The following is an 18,877-nucleotide window of genomic DNA, read 5'->3' as shown; positions in this document are numbered from 1 at the left end:
TTGGCGGAATTCTTCAGTCCCGCCGAACCTGAAAGCGACGCATGCGAATGTTTCAGGCGACCCGGCGGACCCGGAGCTCGCGCCCGGGCCCGCCGTGCCGTCCATTGAAACCTCAGGCGCCGAGCTCCACGTTCTCCAGCACGCCCAGCGCGTCGGGGATGAGGGGCGCCGCGGAGAAGTAGGTGCTGACCAGGTAGTTCGTGATGGCCTTGTCGGTGACGTCCATGCGGCGCACGGAGAGGCCGGGCTCGACTTCGTCCGGCAGGCCGGTGTGGCGCAGGCCGATGACGCCCTGGTCCTCCTGGCCGGTGCGCAGCACGAGGATGGCGCTGGTGCGCTGCTCGGTGATGGGAATCTTGTCACACGGCAGCAGCGGAACGCCGCGCCAGGCCATGCACGGCGTGCCCTGGACGTCCACGGGCGTGGGATAGACGCCCCGGCGGGTGCACTCCCGGCCGAAGGCCGCGATGGTGCGCGGGTGGGCCAGGAAGAAGCGCGACTTGCGGCGCCGGCTGAGCAGCTCGTCCAGGTCATCGGGCGTGGGCGGCCCGTGGCGGGTGTGGAGGCGCTGCTTGAGGTCGGCGTTGTGCAGCAGGCCGAAGTCGCGGTTGTTGATGAGCTCGTGCTCCTGCCGCTCCTTCAGCGCTTCAATGGTCAGCCGGAGCTGCTGCTCCGTCTGGTCCATGGGGTCGCTGAAGACGTCGGAGACGCGCGTGTGGACCCGGAGGACCGTCTGGGCCACGCTCAGCTCGTACTCGCGGGGCGCGAGCTCGTAGTCCACGAAGCCGCCCTGGATGGGCGGCTCTCCGGAGTGGCCGGCCGCCAGCGGAATGGCGGCCTGCCCCATCTTGTCCTGGGGCTTCTTCAGCCGCTCCCGGAACCGCTCCACCTGGGCGCGCAGCGTGGCGGACCGGGCAATCAGCTCTTCGAACACCTGCTGCGGCAGGGACAGCACCGTGCACGGCGTGGTGGCCTTGACGGTGTAGCCCCAGGCGTCGTTCGACTCCGCCACGGCCTGGTCGCCGAAGTGGTCGCCATCCGCCAGCACGTCCAGGGTGACGGGGGCGCCGTACGGCCCCGCGCGCAGCTTGCGCGCCTTGCCGTGGGCCAGCAGGAAGACGTGCTCGGCGGGCCTGCCCTCCTCGACGATGACGTCGCCCGCCTTGAACTCCGCCTGGGTGAAGCGGCTGGCCAGGGCGGAAATCACCTCGTCGTCGCCGCTCAGGCCCCGCAGCAGCGGCAGCTTGAGCAGCTCCCGCGGGATGATCTGCACCTTCGCGCCGATGTTGCTGAACACGAGGCGGTCATCCTCCACCGCGTAGCTCAGGCGCCGGTTGACGCGGTACACGCCACCCGGCACCTCCACCCACGGCAGCATGCGCAGGAGCCACCGCGGGGTGAGGCCCTGCATCTGCGGGACCGTCTTGGTCGTCGTCGCGAGCTGGCGCGCGGCGGCCGTGCCCAGGCTCAACCGCGGCGTGTCGTCGCCGCCCGTCTTCATGAAGTTCGCCATGTGAGACCTCTCACGTCGTCCGAGCCAGGGGAGGGCTAGTCGCCGCGGCCGATTTCGACGCTCTCCAGGATGCCCAGCGCGTCGGGCACGAGGACGGCGGCGGAGAAGTAGGTGGTGACCAGGTAGTTGATGATGGCCTTTTCGTTGATGCCCATGAACCGGACGTTGAGGCCGGGCTCGACCTCGTCGGGGATGGTGCCCGGGTGCAGGCCGACGACGCCCTGGTTCTTCTCACCCGCGCGCATCAGCATGATGGACGTGGTGCGCGACTCGCTGACGGGAATCTTGCTGGACGGGAAGATGGGGACGCCGCGCCAGGCGGGCACCATGTTGCCGTTGAAGTCCACGCTGGTGGGGTAGATGCCCCGGCGGCTGCACTCCTGGCCGAAGGCGGCGATGGCGCGCGGGTGGGCCAGGAAGAAGGACGGCTCCTTCCACACGGTGGCCAGCAGCTCGTCCATGTCGTCCGGCGTGGGCGGGCCGTGGCGGGTGTGGATGCGCTGCTTGAGGTCGGCGTTGTGCAGCAGGCCGAAGTCGCGGTTGTTGATGACCTCGTGCTCCTTGCGCTCCTTCAACGCTTCAATGGTCAGCCGGAGCTGCTGCTCCGTCTGGTTCATGGGCTCGTTGAAGAGGTCCGCCACGCGGGTGTGAATCTGGAGCACCGTCTGGGCCACGCTCAGCTCGTACTCGCGGGGCGACGTCTCGTAGTCCACGTAGGTGCCCGGCAGCACCGGCTCGCCGGAGTGGCCGGCGGCCAGCTCGATTTCCGCCTGGCCCGTGGTGTCCTGCTTCTTCTTCGCGCGGGCCTTGAAGCGCTCGACGTGCTTCTGCAGCGACGGGGCCTGGGCCACCACGGCCTCGAAGTCCGACTGCTGGAGCACGAGCACGGTGGACGCCGTGACGGCCTTGGCGGTGAACTTCCAGTAGTCCTGCGACTCCAGCAGCGCCTCGTAGCTGTAGTGGTCGCCGTCCGCCAGCACCCCGAGCACGGTGGCGTCACCGTACTTGCCGGCGCCAATCATGTTCACCTTGCCGTGGGCGATGAGGACGATGCAGTCCGCCTCCTTGCCCACCTCGGTGATGACCTCTCCGGCCTTGTACGTCTTCTGCTCGAAGCGGTTGGCCAGCGCCGTCAGCACCTCCACGTCGTCGTAGCTGCGCAGCAGGGGCAGCTCGCACAGCTCCTGCGGGATGACCTGCACCTTGGCGCCGGTGGTGGTGAACGTGACGCGGCCATCACCCACCGCGTAGCTCAGCCGGCGGTTGACGCGGTACACGCCGCCGGACACCTGCACCCAGGGCAGCAGCTTGAGCAGCCACCGGGAGGAGATGCCCTGCATCTGCGGGACGGACTTGGTCGTGGTGGCGAGCTGGCGCGCCGCGGCCGTACCCAGGCTCAACTGGGACTGCTCGGAGTCACCGCCCGGCTTGAGGATGTTCGACATGATGGGCCTTTCGATTGGGAGGGAAGGTCAGGCGCCGGAGCGCAGGTTGCTGAAGAGGGAGGCGATGCGTGCGGCGGAGGTGCCCAGGCCGGTGGGGCCCGAGGAGAGGCGCGGCGCCAGCTTGCGGGACGCGCGCAGCTCGGGCTCCTTGTAGCGGTCCACCGTCTGGTGCCAGATGAGCACGCCGCTCATCCATTGCTGCAGCTTCTGGACGTACTGGCGCAGCTTCTCCTTCGCCTGGCCGTCCAGGTTGAAGTTGCGCGTGAGCGGCTCCAGCTCGTTGGCGATGATGTATTCGAACTGCTGCATCCGGGCGGTCATCAAGTCATTGACGACGGAGACGGCCCGCGCCGGGTCCAGGTCCAGGAAGCGCTGCACGACGAGCACGCCGTTGTTGAGCTCGCCCTCGAACTCAATCTCCTTCTGGTAGGAGAAGACGTCGTTGGTGAGGCAGGCGTAGTCCGCCGCCGCGCCCTCCAGGCTGCGGATGGGCCGGGTGTGGAAGATTTCAGGCGGCAGCGCGTCGCCGTGGGCCAGGCGGGACAGGCTCATGGTGAGGTCCGAGCCGAACGTCTGCCGCCGCATCTCCACGTAGTCGATGGGGTCCGGGATGCGGTTCTGGATTTGGTTGGCCAGCTCCCACAGCCAGCTCTCCGTCATGTCCAGGATGGCCTTGCGGAACAGGCGCCGCGAGTCGGGCGTCACGCCCTCCGTGGTGCGGGCCCACAGGTCCGCCAGGCCCTTCTCCACCGGGTTGGTGGGGGGCGGGACCTCCGCGCTGGCGTCCTCCGGCACGAACAGCGCCAGCCGGGCGTTGAACACCTTGGCGCCGGCCATGTCCCTGGTGTGCCCGTAGAAGGCGGGGAAGTAGTCGTCCGCGTAGGTGCCCCAGACGAGCCAGCAGGCGGACAGCTCGAGCTGCGCCGCGGTGGCGTGGGGGTGAATCAACGCGCCGCAGAGCGCCACGTCGGCCACGTCGAACTTGTGGTCATCCCAGATGTAGCCGCCGGGGACGCCAGGCAGCACCTCCAGCATGCCCATGCGCCGCGCCCACGCCTTGGACTCCCGCCGCGCCGCGTCCAGGTGGGGGCTCGGCTTCGTGGAGTACGGCATGTAGAACTTCGGCAGCTTCACCGGGCCCACGGGCTGGTAGGGCACGTGGGAGAAGTTCTTGAGGCGGGTGAGCCCCAGGGCCGTGGGCGACCGCGGCAGCCGCGCCGCGGAGGTCCCCAGGCCGTTGGGGCCCAGGAAGAAGCCGCCCGCGCCGCCCGAGCCCTTGTTCATGTAGCGGCTGGAGCGCATGTGCCACTCGTGGCCGCCGGACTGCCAGTCCTGAAGCCCGCGGACGTAGGTGAGCACCTGCGCCTGCTCCACCGGGTTCAGCCCGAACTCGGCGAAGAGCGGCGGCAGCTCCGTGAAGACGGTGTTCTCGAACTGCTGGAGGCGCGAGGTGAGCAGCTCGTTGACGAGGTGCGCGGCGCGCGGCGGGGAGATGTCCAGGAACTTCTCCACCACCAGGACGCCGTTGGAGAGCTCACCTTCCTCCAGAATCTCCCGCTCGTAGGAGAACAGGTCATTGCGCAGGTGGACCGCGTCGGAGAACGTGTCCTTCAGCACGCGCATCGGGCGGCTGGCGGCGATGCGGTCGGGGACCTCGGCGAAGACGGCGTGCTCCACCAGGTTGGCGGACCAGGGCGCCCCGCCCACCTTGCGCCGCATCTCGATGTATTCAACGGGGTTGGAGACGCGGCTGTCGCTGATGTTGTTCAGCTCCCAGCTCGACTCGTCCAGCAGGTGCTTGGTGTGCTCGAAGAACCGGCGCCGCCACGCCATGGAGCGGCTGGGGACGGTGCGGTTCCACAAGTCCAACAGCCCGGCCTCGACGGGGTTGGTGGGCGGCGGTGGCGTGGCCGCCGGGTCCAGCGGCATGAACAACGGCAGCCGGTCCAGGTAGGCCTTCGCGCCCACCATGTCCTGGGAGCGCTTGAAGAGCTCCAGGAAGTGGTCGTCGAAGTAGAAGACCCAGACGTACCAGTCCGTGATGAGGTCCAGCTCCGGGCCCGGTGTCTCCGGGTGGGTGTAGGCACAGAGCAGGGCGTAGTCCATGGCATCGAACTTCGCCTCGCTCCAGATTTCCGGAGCGCTGCCATCCTTCGGGCGGCCAATGATTCCCAGCTCGCGCGCCCATGCCTTGGAGTGCACCCGGGCGCCTTCGAGGTGGGGGTTCAAGCGCGCCGGCCAGGGAACGTAGAAGTCTGGCAGTTCGAATGGCTGCTTGCTTTTCGCCGTACCCATGGACGCCCCTCTGTGAACTCAGCGGGGCGTTATAGTTTTGGATTGAACTGTATTCTAGGCAATTATTGAATTTCCCACTTTAGATGAAAATGTTGATTCCCGCCTGGGAATTCATTCTGCCGCCTCGCCGTGAGTGCCTTGCTCGCCGTGGCGCGTCAGCGGCGCGGACGGGTGAGCACGAGCTCGCGCAGCGCGGAGGGCGGGACGTCGTTGTACTTGCGGAACGTCCTCGTGAAGTGGGCCTGGTCGGAGAACCCGGTGCAGAAGGCGACGTCCGTGAGCGTCAGGCGCGCGTCCGCCAGCAGCGCGTGTGCGGCGCCGACGCGGGCGCGTTGAAGGGTTTGCGAGAAGGTGGTCCCTTCCTGCTGCAAGGCGCGCTGGAGTCCTCGGCGGGACAGGGCGAGCCGCTGCGCGGTCTCCTCGAGCGTCCAGGGGTGCAGCAGGTCCTCCCGCATCACCTGTTCGAGCCGCTCGCGGACCTCGCGGGGGGCGTCCTCGCGCGGCGTGGCGGGCGCCTGGATGCGGAGGGGCCTCCCAGGCCTCCAGTGGAACGTCGCCACGTTCGTGGTGGCGGGCAGGCGCCGCGTGTCGTCCACCCGGGCGGGGCCATGGATGGCCATGGGCGCTTCGCCTCCGGCGTCGAGCGTGACGGAGAGCTCTGTGACGCCCGCGGTCTCCAGGAGCGCGACGAGCACCCCCCAGATGAACAGGTCGTTGATGGTGAGAATCGTCCCGCCGTCGATGGCGACATGTCGCAACGTCATCCGAGCGCGGGCCAGGTCGTGGGAGAGCAGTTGCGTGCGGTGGCGGGAGTGGAGGAAGCGCTCCAGGGTGGTCCACCGCTCCACGGCGTGCCGGGGCGTGGGCCCCGCGACGAGCGCCCGGAGGACGGGATGGGACGCGAGGGCCCGCAGCTCGCGGCCGAGCTCCAGCACGGGGCGCCAGCCATGGGCATCCATGACGGCCTGGAGGACGGTGACCTTGTCGCGCCCCTCGGTCGGAATCTCCGGGTAGGTCCGCGCGACGGCCGCCTTCAGCAGGGCGTTCAGGGACGGGCTCGTCATGCTGCCTTGGTCCACGCCCATGGTTGGCGGCTCCGGGTCAGCGCGAGGCGCGCGGTGGCTCGTCGGTGTCCGCGGCGCAGCGGCCCGCGTTGCGCCAGTCGCTCAGCGCGGCGAGGAAGTGCGCGTTGAAGTCGGCACCCGAGAATGGATTCTGGCTGGTCACCAGGTTGCAATCCCGCATGGCGTGGGAGCGGCCCGGGAGCGCCGTCTCATGGCGGTAGCCGGCGTCGTCGAGCTGGTCTCCAATCCCGCGAACCTTGGCGCGTGCGTCCATGACGAAGGTCTCGATGTACCACTCCTCGAAGCCGGAGACCGAGGTGACGCTCCGGCCCGCGAAGGGGTTCTGCTGCGCTGGCATCCGCGTGAGGAGCGCCGGGGCATGACAGACGAGCCCCACGGGACGGTCCGAGGCTCCGAAGTGGATGAGCAGGCCGTGCAGGTCCGCGTCATCGAGCAGGTCCACCATGACACCCTGTCCTCCTGGAATGAGCAGCGCCTGGAAGTCGTCCGCGCGCGCGCGGACCTCGGACAGGTTCAGCGGTGTGCGCAATTGGGGGAGCTGCGTGACGAGCGCCTGGGCTTCGGCGAGCGCCTCGGGGTGCTCCTTCCAATACGAAGGGTCCATGCCCTCGGGGTCGAACGCCGGTGCACGGCCCTGGGGTGTGGCGACCACCACGTCGTAGCCCGCGTCGATGAGCGCTCGGTAGGGCTCATAGAACTCGTTCAGGAAGACGCCCGTCTGACGCGTGCTCCCATCCGCGAGCTGCTGCTCCGACGCGGCCGAGAGGACCATGAGGACGCTCCCGGGGGGATGCGCCTCCGCGGAGGGGCGCTCCGCGGAAGGAAAGATGACCTGGTGCGTCGGCGCGGTGGCGCAGCCCAGTGCGCCCGCGAGGCATGCGAGCGCGAGCTGGGCGAGGCGCCGCGTCAGGGGACTGCCAGCGCGAAACGCTGGCGTCCGAATCGAAGGGGTTGCTCCCATGTCGCTCCTCCTGGTGACAGCTTCATCACCAGGGTAGGAGCGCAGGGGCGGGCGGGCTTGAACGAACGCGCCAAACCCGGCCCGCGAGCCTGGCGCGGGGGCTCAGCGCGCCGGTGACGCGCCTCCGGGCTCGGTGACGAACTCCACGCGGCGGTTCGTGCCGCGGCCCTCGGGCGTGTCGTTGGTGGTGAGGGGGCGGTCCGGCCCGTAGCCCTTCGCCGTCAGCCGCGAGGGCGCGACACCGCGCTGGATGAGGTGCGTGCGCACCGCGTCCGCGCGCTCCTGGCTCAACGTGCGGTTGAGCTCGTCGGGGCCGGTGCTGTCCGTGTGCCCTTCGATGCGCAGGGACACGCCTGGGTTGGCCTTCAGGTAGTCCGCGACAGCGTCCAGGTTCCGCAGTTCCTCGTCGGAGAGCGTCGACTGGCCCACCGGGAACTGGACGTGGTGCTCGGTGGGCAGCCGCGTCGGCGCTTCGGTGGCGGGGGCCTGGGGCGTGGGCTCCGGCTTGGGCTCGGGGCAGCCACGGTGGGCGGCGACGCCGGCTTCGTTCGGGCAAGCGTCCTCGCGGTCCACGACGCCGTCACCATCCGAGTCGGTGTCCGGGCAGCCCTTGTTCTCGGCGGAGCCAGCCTCGTTCGGGCAGGCGTCCTCGCGGTCCACGACGCCGTCGCCGTCCGAGTCGGTGTCCGGGCAGCCCTTGTTCTCGGCGGAGCCAGCCTCGTTCGGGCAGGCGTCCTCGCGGTCCACGACGCCGTCGCCGTCCGAGTCGGTGTCCGGGCAGCCGTCGTTCTCCGGCGGGCCGGCCTCGAGCGGGCAGCGGTCCTGCCCGTTGGGGACGGTGTCGCCGTCGTCATCCAGCGCGGGGCACTGCTCCGGCGTGTGGCTGCGTCCGCTCCGGCACACGTCCTCGCGGGCGGGCGGCTCGTGGGCCCAGGCGATGCCCGCGGCCGCGCGGATGGACGGCGTGCCCGGGATGTCCGTGAAGCCATGGCCGGCGATGGCGTAGGCCTCGAAGCCGCCGCCCACTGGCAGCCGCACGCCGCCCAGCAGCTCCAGCGCGAGGTCCGGCTCCACCAGCGATTCAGCGGCTTGCAGCGCGATTTCGGCGCGCAGGCCCTTGCCACGCGTGGCCACCACGAGGCCCTGCTCCAGCTCCGTGCCGTAGTCGCGGCCGGGCTCGTTCTCCGTGGAGCGGATGCGCACGCCCGCGCTGGCGCCGAGGACGACGGGGCCCAGCTCGCGGCTCACCGCCACCCGGGGCGCGACCTGGAGGCCCGCCCAGCCCGCCTGCCGGCCGAACGCATCCGCGGTGCCGCCCGGGGTGCCTACGTCCAGGCCCAGGCTGAGGAACACCGGCGCGCCTTCGTCGCGCCGCAGCAGCGCATAGCGCGCGCCCAGCTCTGGCGTGCCGAGCCCGAAGGACGCCGGGGCGGAGACGCCCACCAGCGTGTCCGCGCCGTTGCCGCCCTGGTGGATGATGACGGGCAGCCGCGCGGACAGCTCCAGGTTGTCCACGGGAGACCAGGCGCCCGCGAGCCAGCCGGAGACGCGGTAGTCGATGATGGAGCGCTCCTGGCCATCACTGCCCTTGAGCAGCAGGATGCCGCGCTCGTAGCCGGCCATGAGCGTCAACCGGTAGGCGCCCTCGGGGAGTACGTGTCCGGTGTCCACGAGCAGGGAGTCCGTGGCCGCGGGGGTGAAGCGAAGCCGCTCCAGGTCGATGGGGGCGATGGCGCCCGTGGTGCTTTGTGCCAGGGCATTGGGCGCGATGGAGGCGATGAGCGCCGCCAGCGCCCAGCTCCGAGCCCGTGTCCGCGAGCGGCGACGCTGGCCGCGCCACCAGGCCAGAACCACCAGCAGGGCCAGGGAGGAGGCGGCGCCACCGCCCGAGGCCTGGCAGCCGCCTCCGGCGATGGAGATGACCGTTGCCTGGACGGTGACCTGGAAGGTGCAGCGGGCTTCATTGCCCGCCGCATCCGTGGCGGTGACGGTGACGGTGTGGCGGCCGTGCCGGAAGGTGCTCCCCGAGGCCGGTGAGGACGTGACGGTGGCATTCGAGGCGGTGTCCGTGGCCTCGGGCAACTCGAACGTGACGGTCGCGCCCGAGGCGTCATCGGAGGCCACCTGGAGGTCCGCGGGGCAGGTCAGCGCGGGCGGGGTGGTGTCCCGCACCTCGACCTGGAACGTGCAGGTGACCTGCGTGCCGGACGCGTCCTCCGCGATGGCGGTGACCGTCGTGGTCCCCAGCGGCAGTGTGCTGCCCTCCGCCGGTGAATAGGTGACGGTGGCCGGCCCGCTGGCTCCCGGCGTCACGGTGGCGGCGGGCCAGGTGCCCGGGGCGCCATCGGGGCCCGTCGCCTCGATGACGGTGTCCTCGGGACAGGTGATGGCCAGGGGCTGGGTGGCCTCCACCGCGACGTCCACCGAGGCCTCGTTGCTGTCCAGGCCGCAGTCGCTGACGCGGTAGGTGAAGATGTCGGCGCCCACGTACCCGGGGTTGGGCGTGTACTGGAGGTCGGGCGGCGTGCCGCTCAGCGTGCCGTGCTGGGGCTGCGTGACGATGGTCCACGTCAGCGTCTGGTCCGCGTCCGGGTCGGTGGCGGTGAGCGTGATGTCCAGCGGGACGCCGGTCATCGTGGCAATGCGCACGGCCTCCGCGGTGGGCGCGGTGTTGGCGCGCAGCAGCACCATGCGCCCGCCCGGAATGGCGTTGGCGAAGACGGACAGGGCATAGGGGCCCGGCGGCGCATCGGTGGGCACCCGCACCGTCGCGCGCGTGGCGGACATGTCCGTTGCGGGGAGCGTCCACAGCCGCCCGCCTTCCGCGGCGCGCAGGCGCACCAGGGGGAAGTCCGTGGCGGAGTCCAGGTAGCTGCCGCTGGAGCCGCCCGAGATGCCCTGGAAGCCCTGGCCTTCGATGACCACGGGGCAGGTCTGGTAGAGCGTCTCCGGCGCCGAGACGACCGGGCGCCAGGCGGGGGACGCGAGCACGTCCGAGTAGAGCTCCGCGGTGGTGGCGGCCGTGCCGCCCGCGAGCAGGACCTCGCCCGTGGGCAGGGCGACGGCGGCGCCGCCGCGTCCCTGGGGCGCGGTGACGGGCGTCCAGGTCCGCACGGGGAGGCTGTAGGCCTCGGCCGAGGCTACGTAGGTGTCTGGCGCGCTCAGGCCGCCGGCGACCAGGAGCGTGCCGGAGGGCATCAGGGTGGTGGCGTGGCCCCAGCGCGCCTCGGTCAGCGGGCTGTCCGGCGTCCAGGTGTTCGTGGCGGCCGAGTAGCGCTCCGTGGTGGCGAGCGCCATGCCGCCCGCGCCGCCGCCGCCCGCGGCCAGGAGTTCTCCGGAGGGCAGCAGCGTCAGCGTGAAGCGTTCACGGCCCTGGGCGAGGCTGCCTGCAGGCGCCCAGGTGTTGGTGGTGGGGTCGTAGACCTCGGCCGATGCGAGCACCGCGCCCCCCGCGCCATGTCCTCCCGCGATGAGGACCCGTCCGTCGGGCAGCAGGGCGGCGGCGTGCGCGGCGCGCGCTCCGGACGCGGGCGCCGCGGCGGTCCAGGCCTGGGTGGCCGGGTCATACAGCTCCGCGGAGGCGAGCACCTCCGCGCCGTCCTGGCCACCGACGACGAGCACCCGTCCATCAGGCAGGCGCGTCGCGGTGTGCAGGTTCCTGGCGCGCGTCAGGGACGGCGCGGCGCTCCAGGTGTTCGTGTCCGGGGTGTAGCGCTCGGCCGTGGCCAGGGGGCCGCCCGCGTTCGTGCCGCCCACGACGAGCACCTCGCCCGAGGCCAGCGTCGTCGCCGTGGCCTCCGCCCTCGCGGTGGCGAGGCTCGCCGCCGGGGACCACGTGTTCGCCGCCCGGTCATACAGCGACGCGGACGCCAGCGCGGTGCCCGTGGCGTCACGGCCGCCCGCCACGAGGACCCGGTTCGAGGACAGCAGCACCACCAGCGGGTCCACCCGGGCCCCGCTCAGGTTCCCCGCCGGGGACCAGCCCTGGACGCCGGGGTCGTAGACCTCCGTGTCCGCGTAGAACGTGAGGGACGGCACAGAGGTGAAGCCACCGACGGTGAGCACCTTGCCAGAGGGGAGCAGGGTCGTGGTGCCGTTCTCCCGGCCATTCGCCATGGCGGTCGTCGCGGTCCACGTCCCGGTGGCGGGGTCGTAGAGCTCCGAGACAGTTTGAGTGGCCCGCGTGCCGTCGGAGCCGCCGACGACGAGCACCCGGCCGTCAGGAAGCAGCGTGGCCGTATGGCCGTTGCGCGGGAAGTTCAGGCTGCCCGTGGCCGTCCACGTGTTGGCCACCGGGTCATAGAGCTCCGAGTGCGTGGTGACGTCGGTCTCGGCGCGGCCGCCCGTGAGCAGCACACGGCCATCAGGAAGAAGGGTGGCGGTCGCGTAGTGCCTGGGGACCAGCGGGGGCGCGGCGGGGGTCCAGGTTCCCGCCGCCGGGTCGTAGAGGTCGGCGCTCGGGACCTCGCCCGTCGTGCTGAAGCCGCTCGCCGCGAGCACCCGCCCGTCCCGCAGTCGCGCGGAGGCGTGGGCGCGCCTGGTCGTCGACATGGCGCCGGTCGGCTGGAAGGTGTTGGTCGCCGGGTCGTACAGCTCGGCGGAGGAGAGGTTGCTGCCGCCCGCGATGAGGAACTGGCTGGAGTCCAGCCGGGTGAGGGTGGACAGGGAGCGGGACGCGGCCATGGGGCCCGTGGCCTCCCATGTATTCGTGGTGGCATCGTAGAGGCGCCCCGTCGTGGAGCCATCCGCTACCACGAGCACCCGTCCATCGGCGAGGAGCGCGGCCTGGGTGACATTGCCCGTGATCCCGGGGGCGCTCGCCGCGCTCCAGGTGTCGGTGACTGGGTCGTAGCGCTCTGATGTCGTCACGAAGCCCGTGCGGTTGACGCCCCCGGTGATGAGCAGTTCTCCGGTGCCGAGCAGGATGCCGGCGTGCTGCGCGCGGGCGGTCGCCATGGTGGCCGTGGACGACCAGCCCGGGTCCACGACGAGCGGCGCGGTGAGCCCGGCCAGCGAGACCTCGGTCGTGATGCGCACCTGCGCGCCTTCCACGTCGAACACCTGGGTGCGGGGATTCACGCGCCCGCCCTCGAGCCGTGTGGTGCCTTCTCGGGACTGGCCGTTGGCGTCTCGCACCGCCGAGGGATGGAACCGGAGGACGGGGCGCTCTCGCTCATCCAGGAACTGGAGGTACGCGCCCGTGTCCTGGATGCGGCGGACGGAGGGGGGCAGCGTGACGGTGTACTCCGCGCGGTGGCGCTGTCCCTCCTCCGGCGCGTCCAGAATCCACGCCTCCTCGACGCGCGAGGTGCGCCAGCCCTCCGGTGTGGGCGTCGTCGGGCCCACGGGCCACCAGAGGTGCCGCGCGCCCTGGAAGGCGGCGGAGCGCTCGCGGCGGAGCGCGTCCGTGGCGGAGGCCGCCGGCCGGACGTGGAAGGTCAGCCCACGCGTGGTCAGGGTCAGCGCGCCATCGTCCGCGAGCCGCGCATCGAGCTGCCGGGCCGAGGCCGCCGAGGGCGCTGGGGCCGTGCCGAGGTCGGGGAAGTACGCTTGCGCCAGCGCCAACCCGGTGGAGGAGGAAGGGGCCTGCTTCCATTGGGCGAGCGCCCGGCCTCGTGCGGCGGCCAGGGCGTCGTCACCCGGAGGCGTTGGCTCCTGCTTCCCGCATGACAGCAGGATGACGCTCCCCACGAGTAGCAGGCGCCTGCTCCAGACCGCACGATGTGACTGCATCCAGGAACTCCGGTTCGAGAGGAGCGGCGGGCGGCGCGTGCCGGAGTCCGACGCTGTGAGTCAATTCCGACCGATTATCCGCCGCATGCTCACCAGGGCAACGGCGACTCGGTGTCCGCCACGAAATGCGTGAGCCTTGAACCTACGACGTTGGAAGCTTCCGCTGCACCTGTCTCCACGCGGCTGCGCAAACGCGATTCTTGACGGGCGGCGCGCGGATTCGATACATACCAACCAGTCTGTATGTGTGTTGTGGCGTCGGGCCTGCTCGTGGAGGTGAGTCGGGTGGGCAGGATGCGCCAGCACAGCGATGCAGCTTCGGAAGTCCAGGCGCGTCTGAACCAGGCGCGTTTCCCCACCACCGCGGAGAAACGACGATGCAGGCCATGCAGAAGATCACGCCCTTCCTGTGGTTCGACGGCAACGCCGAAGAAGCCATGAATTTCTACGTGTCTGTCTTCAAGAAGGACTCGAAGATTCTCAGCCTCAGCCGGGCGGGGGGCTCGGACGCCGCGCCTGTCATCTCCGGCGTCTTCCAGTTGCACGGGCAGCAGTTCATGGCCCTGAACGGTGGCCCGCAGTTCAAGTTCACCGAGGCCATCTCCCTGTTCGTGGACTGTCAGACGCAGGAAGAGGTGGATGCGTTGTGGGAGCGGCTCCTGGAGGGCGGTGGTCAGCCGCAGCAGTGTGGGTGGCTCAAGGACCGCTTCGGCCTGTCCTGGCAGATTGTCCCGTCCGTGCTGGGCAAGCTGCTGGGGGACAAGGACCCGGTGAAGGCGCAGCGGGTGATGCAGGCCATGCTGGGCATGGTGAAGCTGGACATCCAGGGCCTGCAGCGCGCGTATGACGGCGCGGGCAAGCAGGCCACGCAGGCGTGATGAACCACCCCCTGGCTGTGCGGAGCCCCCCTCAGGGGTGACTGTCCCGGGGGGCGCGGGGACTTCGGCTCACGCGCCGGGGTACCCGTGCGCGGAGGTTGAAGGACACGCCCCATTCCCGCGCGAGCCGCCCCGCGCGCGCCAGCAGCTCCTTCCGCTGGGGCCGCCGGGTGTGTGGCAGGCCCACGAGGATGCGGTTGTCGGACGCCCGCACGTCGAAGGCGTAGAGCTGGGGGAAGCTGGCCCGCCACAGCGGGTCCATCAACGAGCCGGGCCGGCCCGTCTTCCGCAGCACGTTGCCCACCACCACCCCGTCCGGGGTGAGCCGCGCCTGGGTGGCTTGCAGGAACTCCCGCGTGGCCAGCGCCGGGGGGATGCTGCGCGTGCCATAGGCGTCCAGGATGATGACGTCATACGGCGCCCCGGGCGCTTCGATGAAGCGCCGCCCGTCCGTGAGGTGGGCGTGCAAGGCCGCGTCCTCGCGGAAGCCGAAGTAGCGCCGGGCCAGGTCCAGCACCTGGGGCTGAATCTCCACCGCGTCGATGTGCGCGTCCGGGAACACCGCGTGCAAGAAGGTGGGGATGGCGCCGCCCCCCAGGCCCACCACGAGCAGGCGCGAGGGGTTGGGCGCGAAGGCGAGCGTCGCCGCCACGGCCCGCGTGTAGTCCAGCTCCAGCCGCAGCGGGAAGCCTGGCCACGTCGCGCTCTGGAAGGCGCCAATCCAGCCGAACTGGAGGTAGCGGCGGCCCTCGTCGTCCTCGCTGACGATGATGGGACCACTGGCCGACCGGGCGACGTGCAGGATGGTGCGGGGATACTCGAAGGCGCGGGAGACGCGCCCCAGGGCCGCGACGGTCCGGTGCCGCCGCCTCGCGCGCGAAGGCCGCTTGGGTTTCCACGGGACCTGTGGGGCGAGCGCCGTCCTCCAGGGCGCTGGGCCCCATTCTTGTCCTGCCTGCCGCATCCACCTCACGCCGACAGCATACGGGCTACCCGGCGCAGGGGAAGGATGCGTCGAGCGTCTTGCTGGCCTTGCGTCCACCTTCGTGGTGAGCGAGCGCAGGCGGGGAGCCGGCCGGTCATGGCCGCGCGCTGGAGTCCCGGCGCTCCGGCCCTGGACAAGGGCGGGCGCATCCGCGCGCGGGCAGGGCCGCGCGCCGATGGGCTGGACCGAGACCCTACGGGGTTCGCGTCATGTCGCGGCGCCGCCGGAGCCCCAGGACGCCGAGCAGCGCGAACACCAGCGGCGCCGTGAGGCCGGCTCCGGTTGCGCCGCAGCCACCCGAGCCTCCCTCGCCCTCGTCGTCATCCGGCTGTTGCGGCGTCGTGCCCGCATCGGCAGGCGTGCCTGTACCGGCGTCGGTGGGGGTGCCCGTGCCGGCGTCGGTGGGGGTGCCCGTGCCGGCGTCGGTGGGCGTGCCCGTGCCGGCGTCGGGCGTCTCCGTCCCTGGCTGGGCGGCGTCCCCGAATGCACCGATGTGCGCCGGGTCCACCTGGGCGCGTGGCTCGCCCTGGGTGTGGGGCACGTACTGCCACGCCACCGGCTCGCCGCTGGCCTCCGCGGGGAGCGCCACGGCCTGCCCGCGCAGGGCGGAGCCGGTGGCCAGGTGGAAGTCCTGGCCGGCGAGGTCGACGAAGCCCGGGTCGGCGCCGGTGAGATTGCCGCCCGTGTCCACCACCGCGCCGGTGAGATTGCCGAAGGTGCTCACATAGCCGGGCTTGTACCAGTTGCCGCCGTGCCGGAGCGTGCCCGCCGCGTCCGTGAGGGACAGGGTGTTGCCGTTGGCCGCGGCCACCAGCACCACGTTGTTCGTCACGTGCGCCGTCTGGTCCTGGTGGGACAGCCGCAACAAGGTGGTGCGGTCCGTCCTGCGGGACACCACGGTGTTGTGGAAGAAGTAGAGCGTGCCCCGGTAGTTGTTGGTGGTGCCGGAGTCGCCGCCGAAGTGGACCACCTGCCGGTTGCCCGCGCCCTCGGGCTCCACCAGCACGTTGCCGTAGACGAAGGTCCGCCCATACGACGGCGCCGAGCGCAGCGTGGCGCTGCCGGAATCCACCAGGTCGAGCTGCCGGTTGCCGCCCTCAATCCAGTTGTACCGGATGAGGCTGCCCGCGGAGCGGTCCTTCAGGTTGCTGCCCAGGCACCCCGTGCAGGGCGGGCCGAAGCGGTTGAACTGGTAGGTGATGCCCAGGGCCTCGGTGTAGGCGTTGTGCTCCTGGGTGCTGCCGGAGTTGCCGTTGCCCAGGAGGTGGTTGTTCTCGACGGTGACGTTCGAGGCCTGGCTGGCGATGAACAGGCCATTGCCGCTGTCCTCGAGCACGCAGCCCCGGATGGTGATGTGCTCGCCCTTCTCGATGAAGATGGCGGCGGCGTTGTCCAGGTAGGTGGAGGCGCCATTGCGGCCGGTGAAGGCGCCACGCGCCCGGCGCAGGTGGAGGTTCTCCACCACCAGGTGCGCGGGCATCGTGTCCGCGGGCTGGTTGGAGCCGCCAATCTTCAGGATGCCGCGCTCCTCGCTCCAGAAGTTGAGCTGCGAGCGCGTGGTGGCGTTCTCTCCGACGATGACGGGCAGGTTGCCCTGCGCGTCCTTCACGCCGCGCACGGTGATGGGCGCGGCGGCCGTGCCCCGGCGGCCCAGGACCCACTTCTCCGCGTAGGGCGCGGGGCGCGCGTGGATGAGGACGGTGTCCCCGGGCTCGAGCGACTCCCAGGGGACATCCCCCACCCGGGTGTATTGCTGGTCAGGGCCCACGCGGTATTCGGCGGCCTGGGCGGCCAGCGGCTGGAGCAGGACGAGAAGAACGGCTCGCGAGAGGTGCATGTCCCGCAGTCTGGCGGCTCCGGTCGGGCCAGGTCCACGGGCGCGCACAGCCCTCGTGAGGGCCAATGAAGTGCCCTGGGAGTTTTGTAGGCGGAGCGTCCGGCGGGCTCAGGCCGCCGCACGGAGGGGGTCCAGGCCCTCTTGCGCCGCGCGCAGGCAGTCCGCCAGGAAGCGCAGGTAGCAGTCCAGGCCCCGCGCGCCGAACGCCGCCAGCCGCACGCCGTCCTCGGGTTGCTCGCGCAGCCACTCCTCCAGCATCCGCTCGTTGAGCGCCGTGTGCCCGACGTCCACCGCGGCATGCTCGACGAGGAAGGTGAGGCGCTCCAACACTTCCGGTCCGAGCACCTGCTTCACGTTGGCGAGGATGCGCGGCACCACGACGACGGCGAGCTCGCCGACTTCGTATTCGATGGCGGCCTGGCCCAGGGGCAAGGCGCTCGAAATCGCCTCGTCATGGACCTGCCGGTACTGGCGCATGGCCTCGGTGGGCGGCTGGGCCACCAGGGCGTCAGCGTCCAGGGCGGGCGCATGGCGCGTGTTCCACCGGCGCGCGAGGGTGCGGGCGTCCTCGATGGTCATCAGGTGATGGCCCGCTTCGTGACGCGCATGGGTGATGAGCGCCTGCCCGAGCTTCGTCTTGCCCAGCGCGATGCAGCGCTCCCCGGCGCCCCGAATCCATCCGTCCACCGGCTCGGTCATGTAGGCGCCGCGGGCGGACCACTCGATGAGGAAGCGCTCCATCAGCGCGGGGGCGATGTCGGGCGACAGCAGCGTGCGCACGACGGGTTCGGTCTCCAGGCGCTCGCGCGTCTGCTTCACGTGGGGGAGGTACTGCGAGTTCATCAGGCTCATGACGGCTCCTTTTCGGTGGTGGGAAGCAGGCGGTGGACCGTCTGCGCATGGACATGTTCGACAAAGGCGGCGGCGAGGGTGGCGGGGATGAGCCACAGGTAGGGGCGCGCTCCCGAGGTGTCGTCCGGGACGCCCGCGGCGTCCGCGTCACCTTCGGCCTCCGCCAGGAAGACGAAGCTGTCGCGCGCCTTCCGGGCGAACCAGCGGCGTGCCGCGTTCAGCAGGGCGGGGAAGGCTGTGCGGCCCGCTGCGCTGAGCGGAAACAGCCTCACGGAGTCGAGCAACTGGAACGGATTGGCTCCAGGCGGTCCGACCTCCAGCACCGCCAGGGCCTGTGGCCTGCCGTGGCGCCGCGCCACCAGGAGGTGCCGCTCCCGCTCCAGTCCCGCTTCGCGCCAGGGCCGGGCCGCTTCCTCCAGGCCCAGCGTGTCCGGTCCGAGGTCCAATGCGTCGACGTAGGCCGCTGGCCGGGTGCGCGCCAGGTGCTCCTGGAACAAGGCCCGCTCGGTGGCGTTCGGTGGTTGGAGCTCGAGGCCGGAGGCGGGCACGCCGCCCGGAGCGTCACCGGCGACGTCCAGCATCTTCAGGGGAAGCAGCAGCGCCTCGCCGACCGCATGTCTGGCGAAGCGCAGATGGGTGCGCTGGACGAAGGGCACCGTGGATTCGACATAGGACGCCAGCCACCGGATGCCCGGGTCGCCCCGCGCGTGCGCCACGGCGTGGGCGTAGAGGTCTCGCAGCATCTGCCCCGGCGCGGGCTCGAAGCGCGAGCCACCCTGTCGCCGGGCGAGCTGGTGCACCAGCCAGGTGGCGCGATACGGCTTCATCACGGAGAGCGTTGCCTCCACGCCTCGCGCCGAGCGCCACACGGTCTGCTTCAGAAGTCCTGGCAGGTGCGCGGCTCGACGTCCCAGCTCGAGGAAGGGCGCCCGGCGTGACTCGAACCACGCGGCGGACCTGCCCGCCAGGTTGAAGTAGCCGGAGTCGATGAGGAGTTGCCAGAGTTGCTCGGGGTCGTCTCCGGTGTCCCGTGTCCAGACGGAGCGCGCCGCGTCGTGAGCACCTCCCGCGGTGCATGCGCGGGGAGGTGGCTCGGAAGGGGGATGGACGAATGCCCATGCGGGTGACGCGCTCAAGGAGATGCTCGCTCGGTGGTGACCTGCTCGTGATACGAAAAGCAGCGCGCGCCCTGGTTGTTTCTTGGCGCGGTAGCAACATCACCGCGGGCCCTGGTAGGGTTCTCCGTGGGGCGGCCCTGGGTGTGCTTCCTTCTCACTCCTAGAGGTAGCGCAT

At 70.9% G+C, this 18,877-nt stretch carries 11 protein-coding genes; 1 reads left to right on the top strand and 10 read right to left on the bottom strand.

Annotation, left to right across the window (positions count from 1 at the left end; genetic code table 11):
• Positions 1–112: 112 nt before the first annotated feature.
• The 6 genes from MYMAC_RS30150 to MYMAC_RS30125 all read right to left on the bottom strand — a co-directional run bounded on the left by MYMAC_RS30150 (position 113) and on the right by MYMAC_RS30125 (position 13,032).
• Complete coding sequence (locus MYMAC_RS30150) at positions 113–1,513, bottom strand: family 2B encapsulin nanocompartment shell protein (protein ID WP_013938105.1); 1,401 nt, start codon at positions 1,511–1,513, stop codon at positions 113–115.
• A 35-nt stretch (positions 1,514–1,548) separates the two neighbouring features.
• Positions 1,549–2,958, bottom strand: a complete 1,410-nt coding sequence (locus MYMAC_RS30145; protein ID WP_095960570.1) for a family 2B encapsulin nanocompartment shell protein — start codon at positions 2,956–2,958, stop codon at positions 1,549–1,551.
• 27 nt (positions 2,959–2,985) lie between these two features.
• Positions 2,986–5,253 carry a family 2 encapsulin nanocompartment cargo protein terpene cyclase gene (locus MYMAC_RS30140; RefSeq protein ID WP_095960569.1) on the bottom strand — a complete coding sequence of 756 codons (2,268 nt, stop codon included), beginning with the start codon at positions 5,251–5,253 and terminating at the stop codon, positions 2,986–2,988.
• Positions 5,254–5,408: 155 nt separating this feature from the next.
• The gene (locus tag MYMAC_RS30135; protein WP_239989098.1) at positions 5,409–6,317 is read right to left on the bottom strand and encodes a helix-turn-helix transcriptional regulator; all 909 of its coding nucleotides are present in this window, start codon (positions 6,315–6,317) and stop codon (positions 5,409–5,411) included.
• A 37-nt stretch (positions 6,318–6,354) separates the two neighbouring features.
• Complete coding sequence (locus tag MYMAC_RS30130; protein ID WP_095960567.1) at positions 6,355–7,110, bottom strand: type 1 glutamine amidotransferase domain-containing protein; 756 nt, start codon at positions 7,108–7,110, stop codon at positions 6,355–6,357.
• A 291-nt stretch (positions 7,111–7,401) separates the two neighbouring features.
• On the bottom strand, positions 7,402–13,032 hold the full coding sequence (locus MYMAC_RS30125; RefSeq protein ID WP_239989097.1) for an HYR domain-containing protein: 5,631 nt from the start codon (positions 13,030–13,032) through the stop codon (positions 7,402–7,404).
• A gap of 386 nt (positions 13,033–13,418) precedes the next feature.
• Here MYMAC_RS30125 and MYMAC_RS30120 point away from each other — a divergent pair, with 386 nt between their 5' ends.
• Positions 13,419–13,910: a VOC family protein gene (locus MYMAC_RS30120; protein WP_043712816.1), complete on the top strand. Its 492-nt coding sequence runs from the start codon at positions 13,419–13,421 to the stop codon at positions 13,908–13,910.
• Between the two features lie 31 nt (positions 13,911–13,941).
• Here MYMAC_RS30120 and MYMAC_RS30115 read toward each other — a convergent pair whose 3' ends face one another.
• The 4 genes from MYMAC_RS30115 to MYMAC_RS38450 all read right to left on the bottom strand — a co-directional run bounded on the left by MYMAC_RS30115 (position 13,942) and on the right by MYMAC_RS38450 (position 18,720).
• Positions 13,942–14,874, bottom strand: a complete 933-nt coding sequence (locus MYMAC_RS30115) for a spermidine synthase (protein WP_095960565.1) — start codon at positions 14,872–14,874, stop codon at positions 13,942–13,944.
• A 214-nt stretch (positions 14,875–15,088) separates the two neighbouring features.
• Entirely contained in the window at positions 15,089–16,732 is a 1,644-nt protein-coding gene (locus tag MYMAC_RS30110; protein ID WP_095960564.1) for a right-handed parallel beta-helix repeat-containing protein, read from the bottom strand.
• Positions 16,733–16,840: 108 nt separating this feature from the next.
• On the bottom strand, positions 16,841–17,584 hold the full coding sequence (locus MYMAC_RS30105; protein WP_095960563.1) for a hypothetical protein: 744 nt from the start codon (positions 17,582–17,584) through the stop codon (positions 16,841–16,843).
• Positions 17,581–18,720 carry a hypothetical protein gene (locus MYMAC_RS38450; RefSeq protein WP_157757576.1) on the bottom strand — a complete coding sequence of 380 codons (1,140 nt, stop codon included), beginning with the start codon at positions 18,718–18,720 and terminating at the stop codon, positions 17,581–17,583. Before MYMAC_RS38450 ends, MYMAC_RS30105 begins: the two co-directional genes overlap by 4 nt.
• Between the last annotated feature and the right edge of the window lie 157 nt (positions 18,721–18,877).

The organism is Corallococcus macrosporus DSM 14697, from assembly GCF_002305895.1.
Taxonomy (GTDB): Bacteria; Myxococcota; Myxococcia; order Myxococcales; family Myxococcaceae; genus Myxococcus; species Myxococcus macrosporus.
The sequence above is the reverse complement of the archived record's forward strand: the minus strand, read 5'-3'. Positions and strand labels throughout refer to the sequence as shown.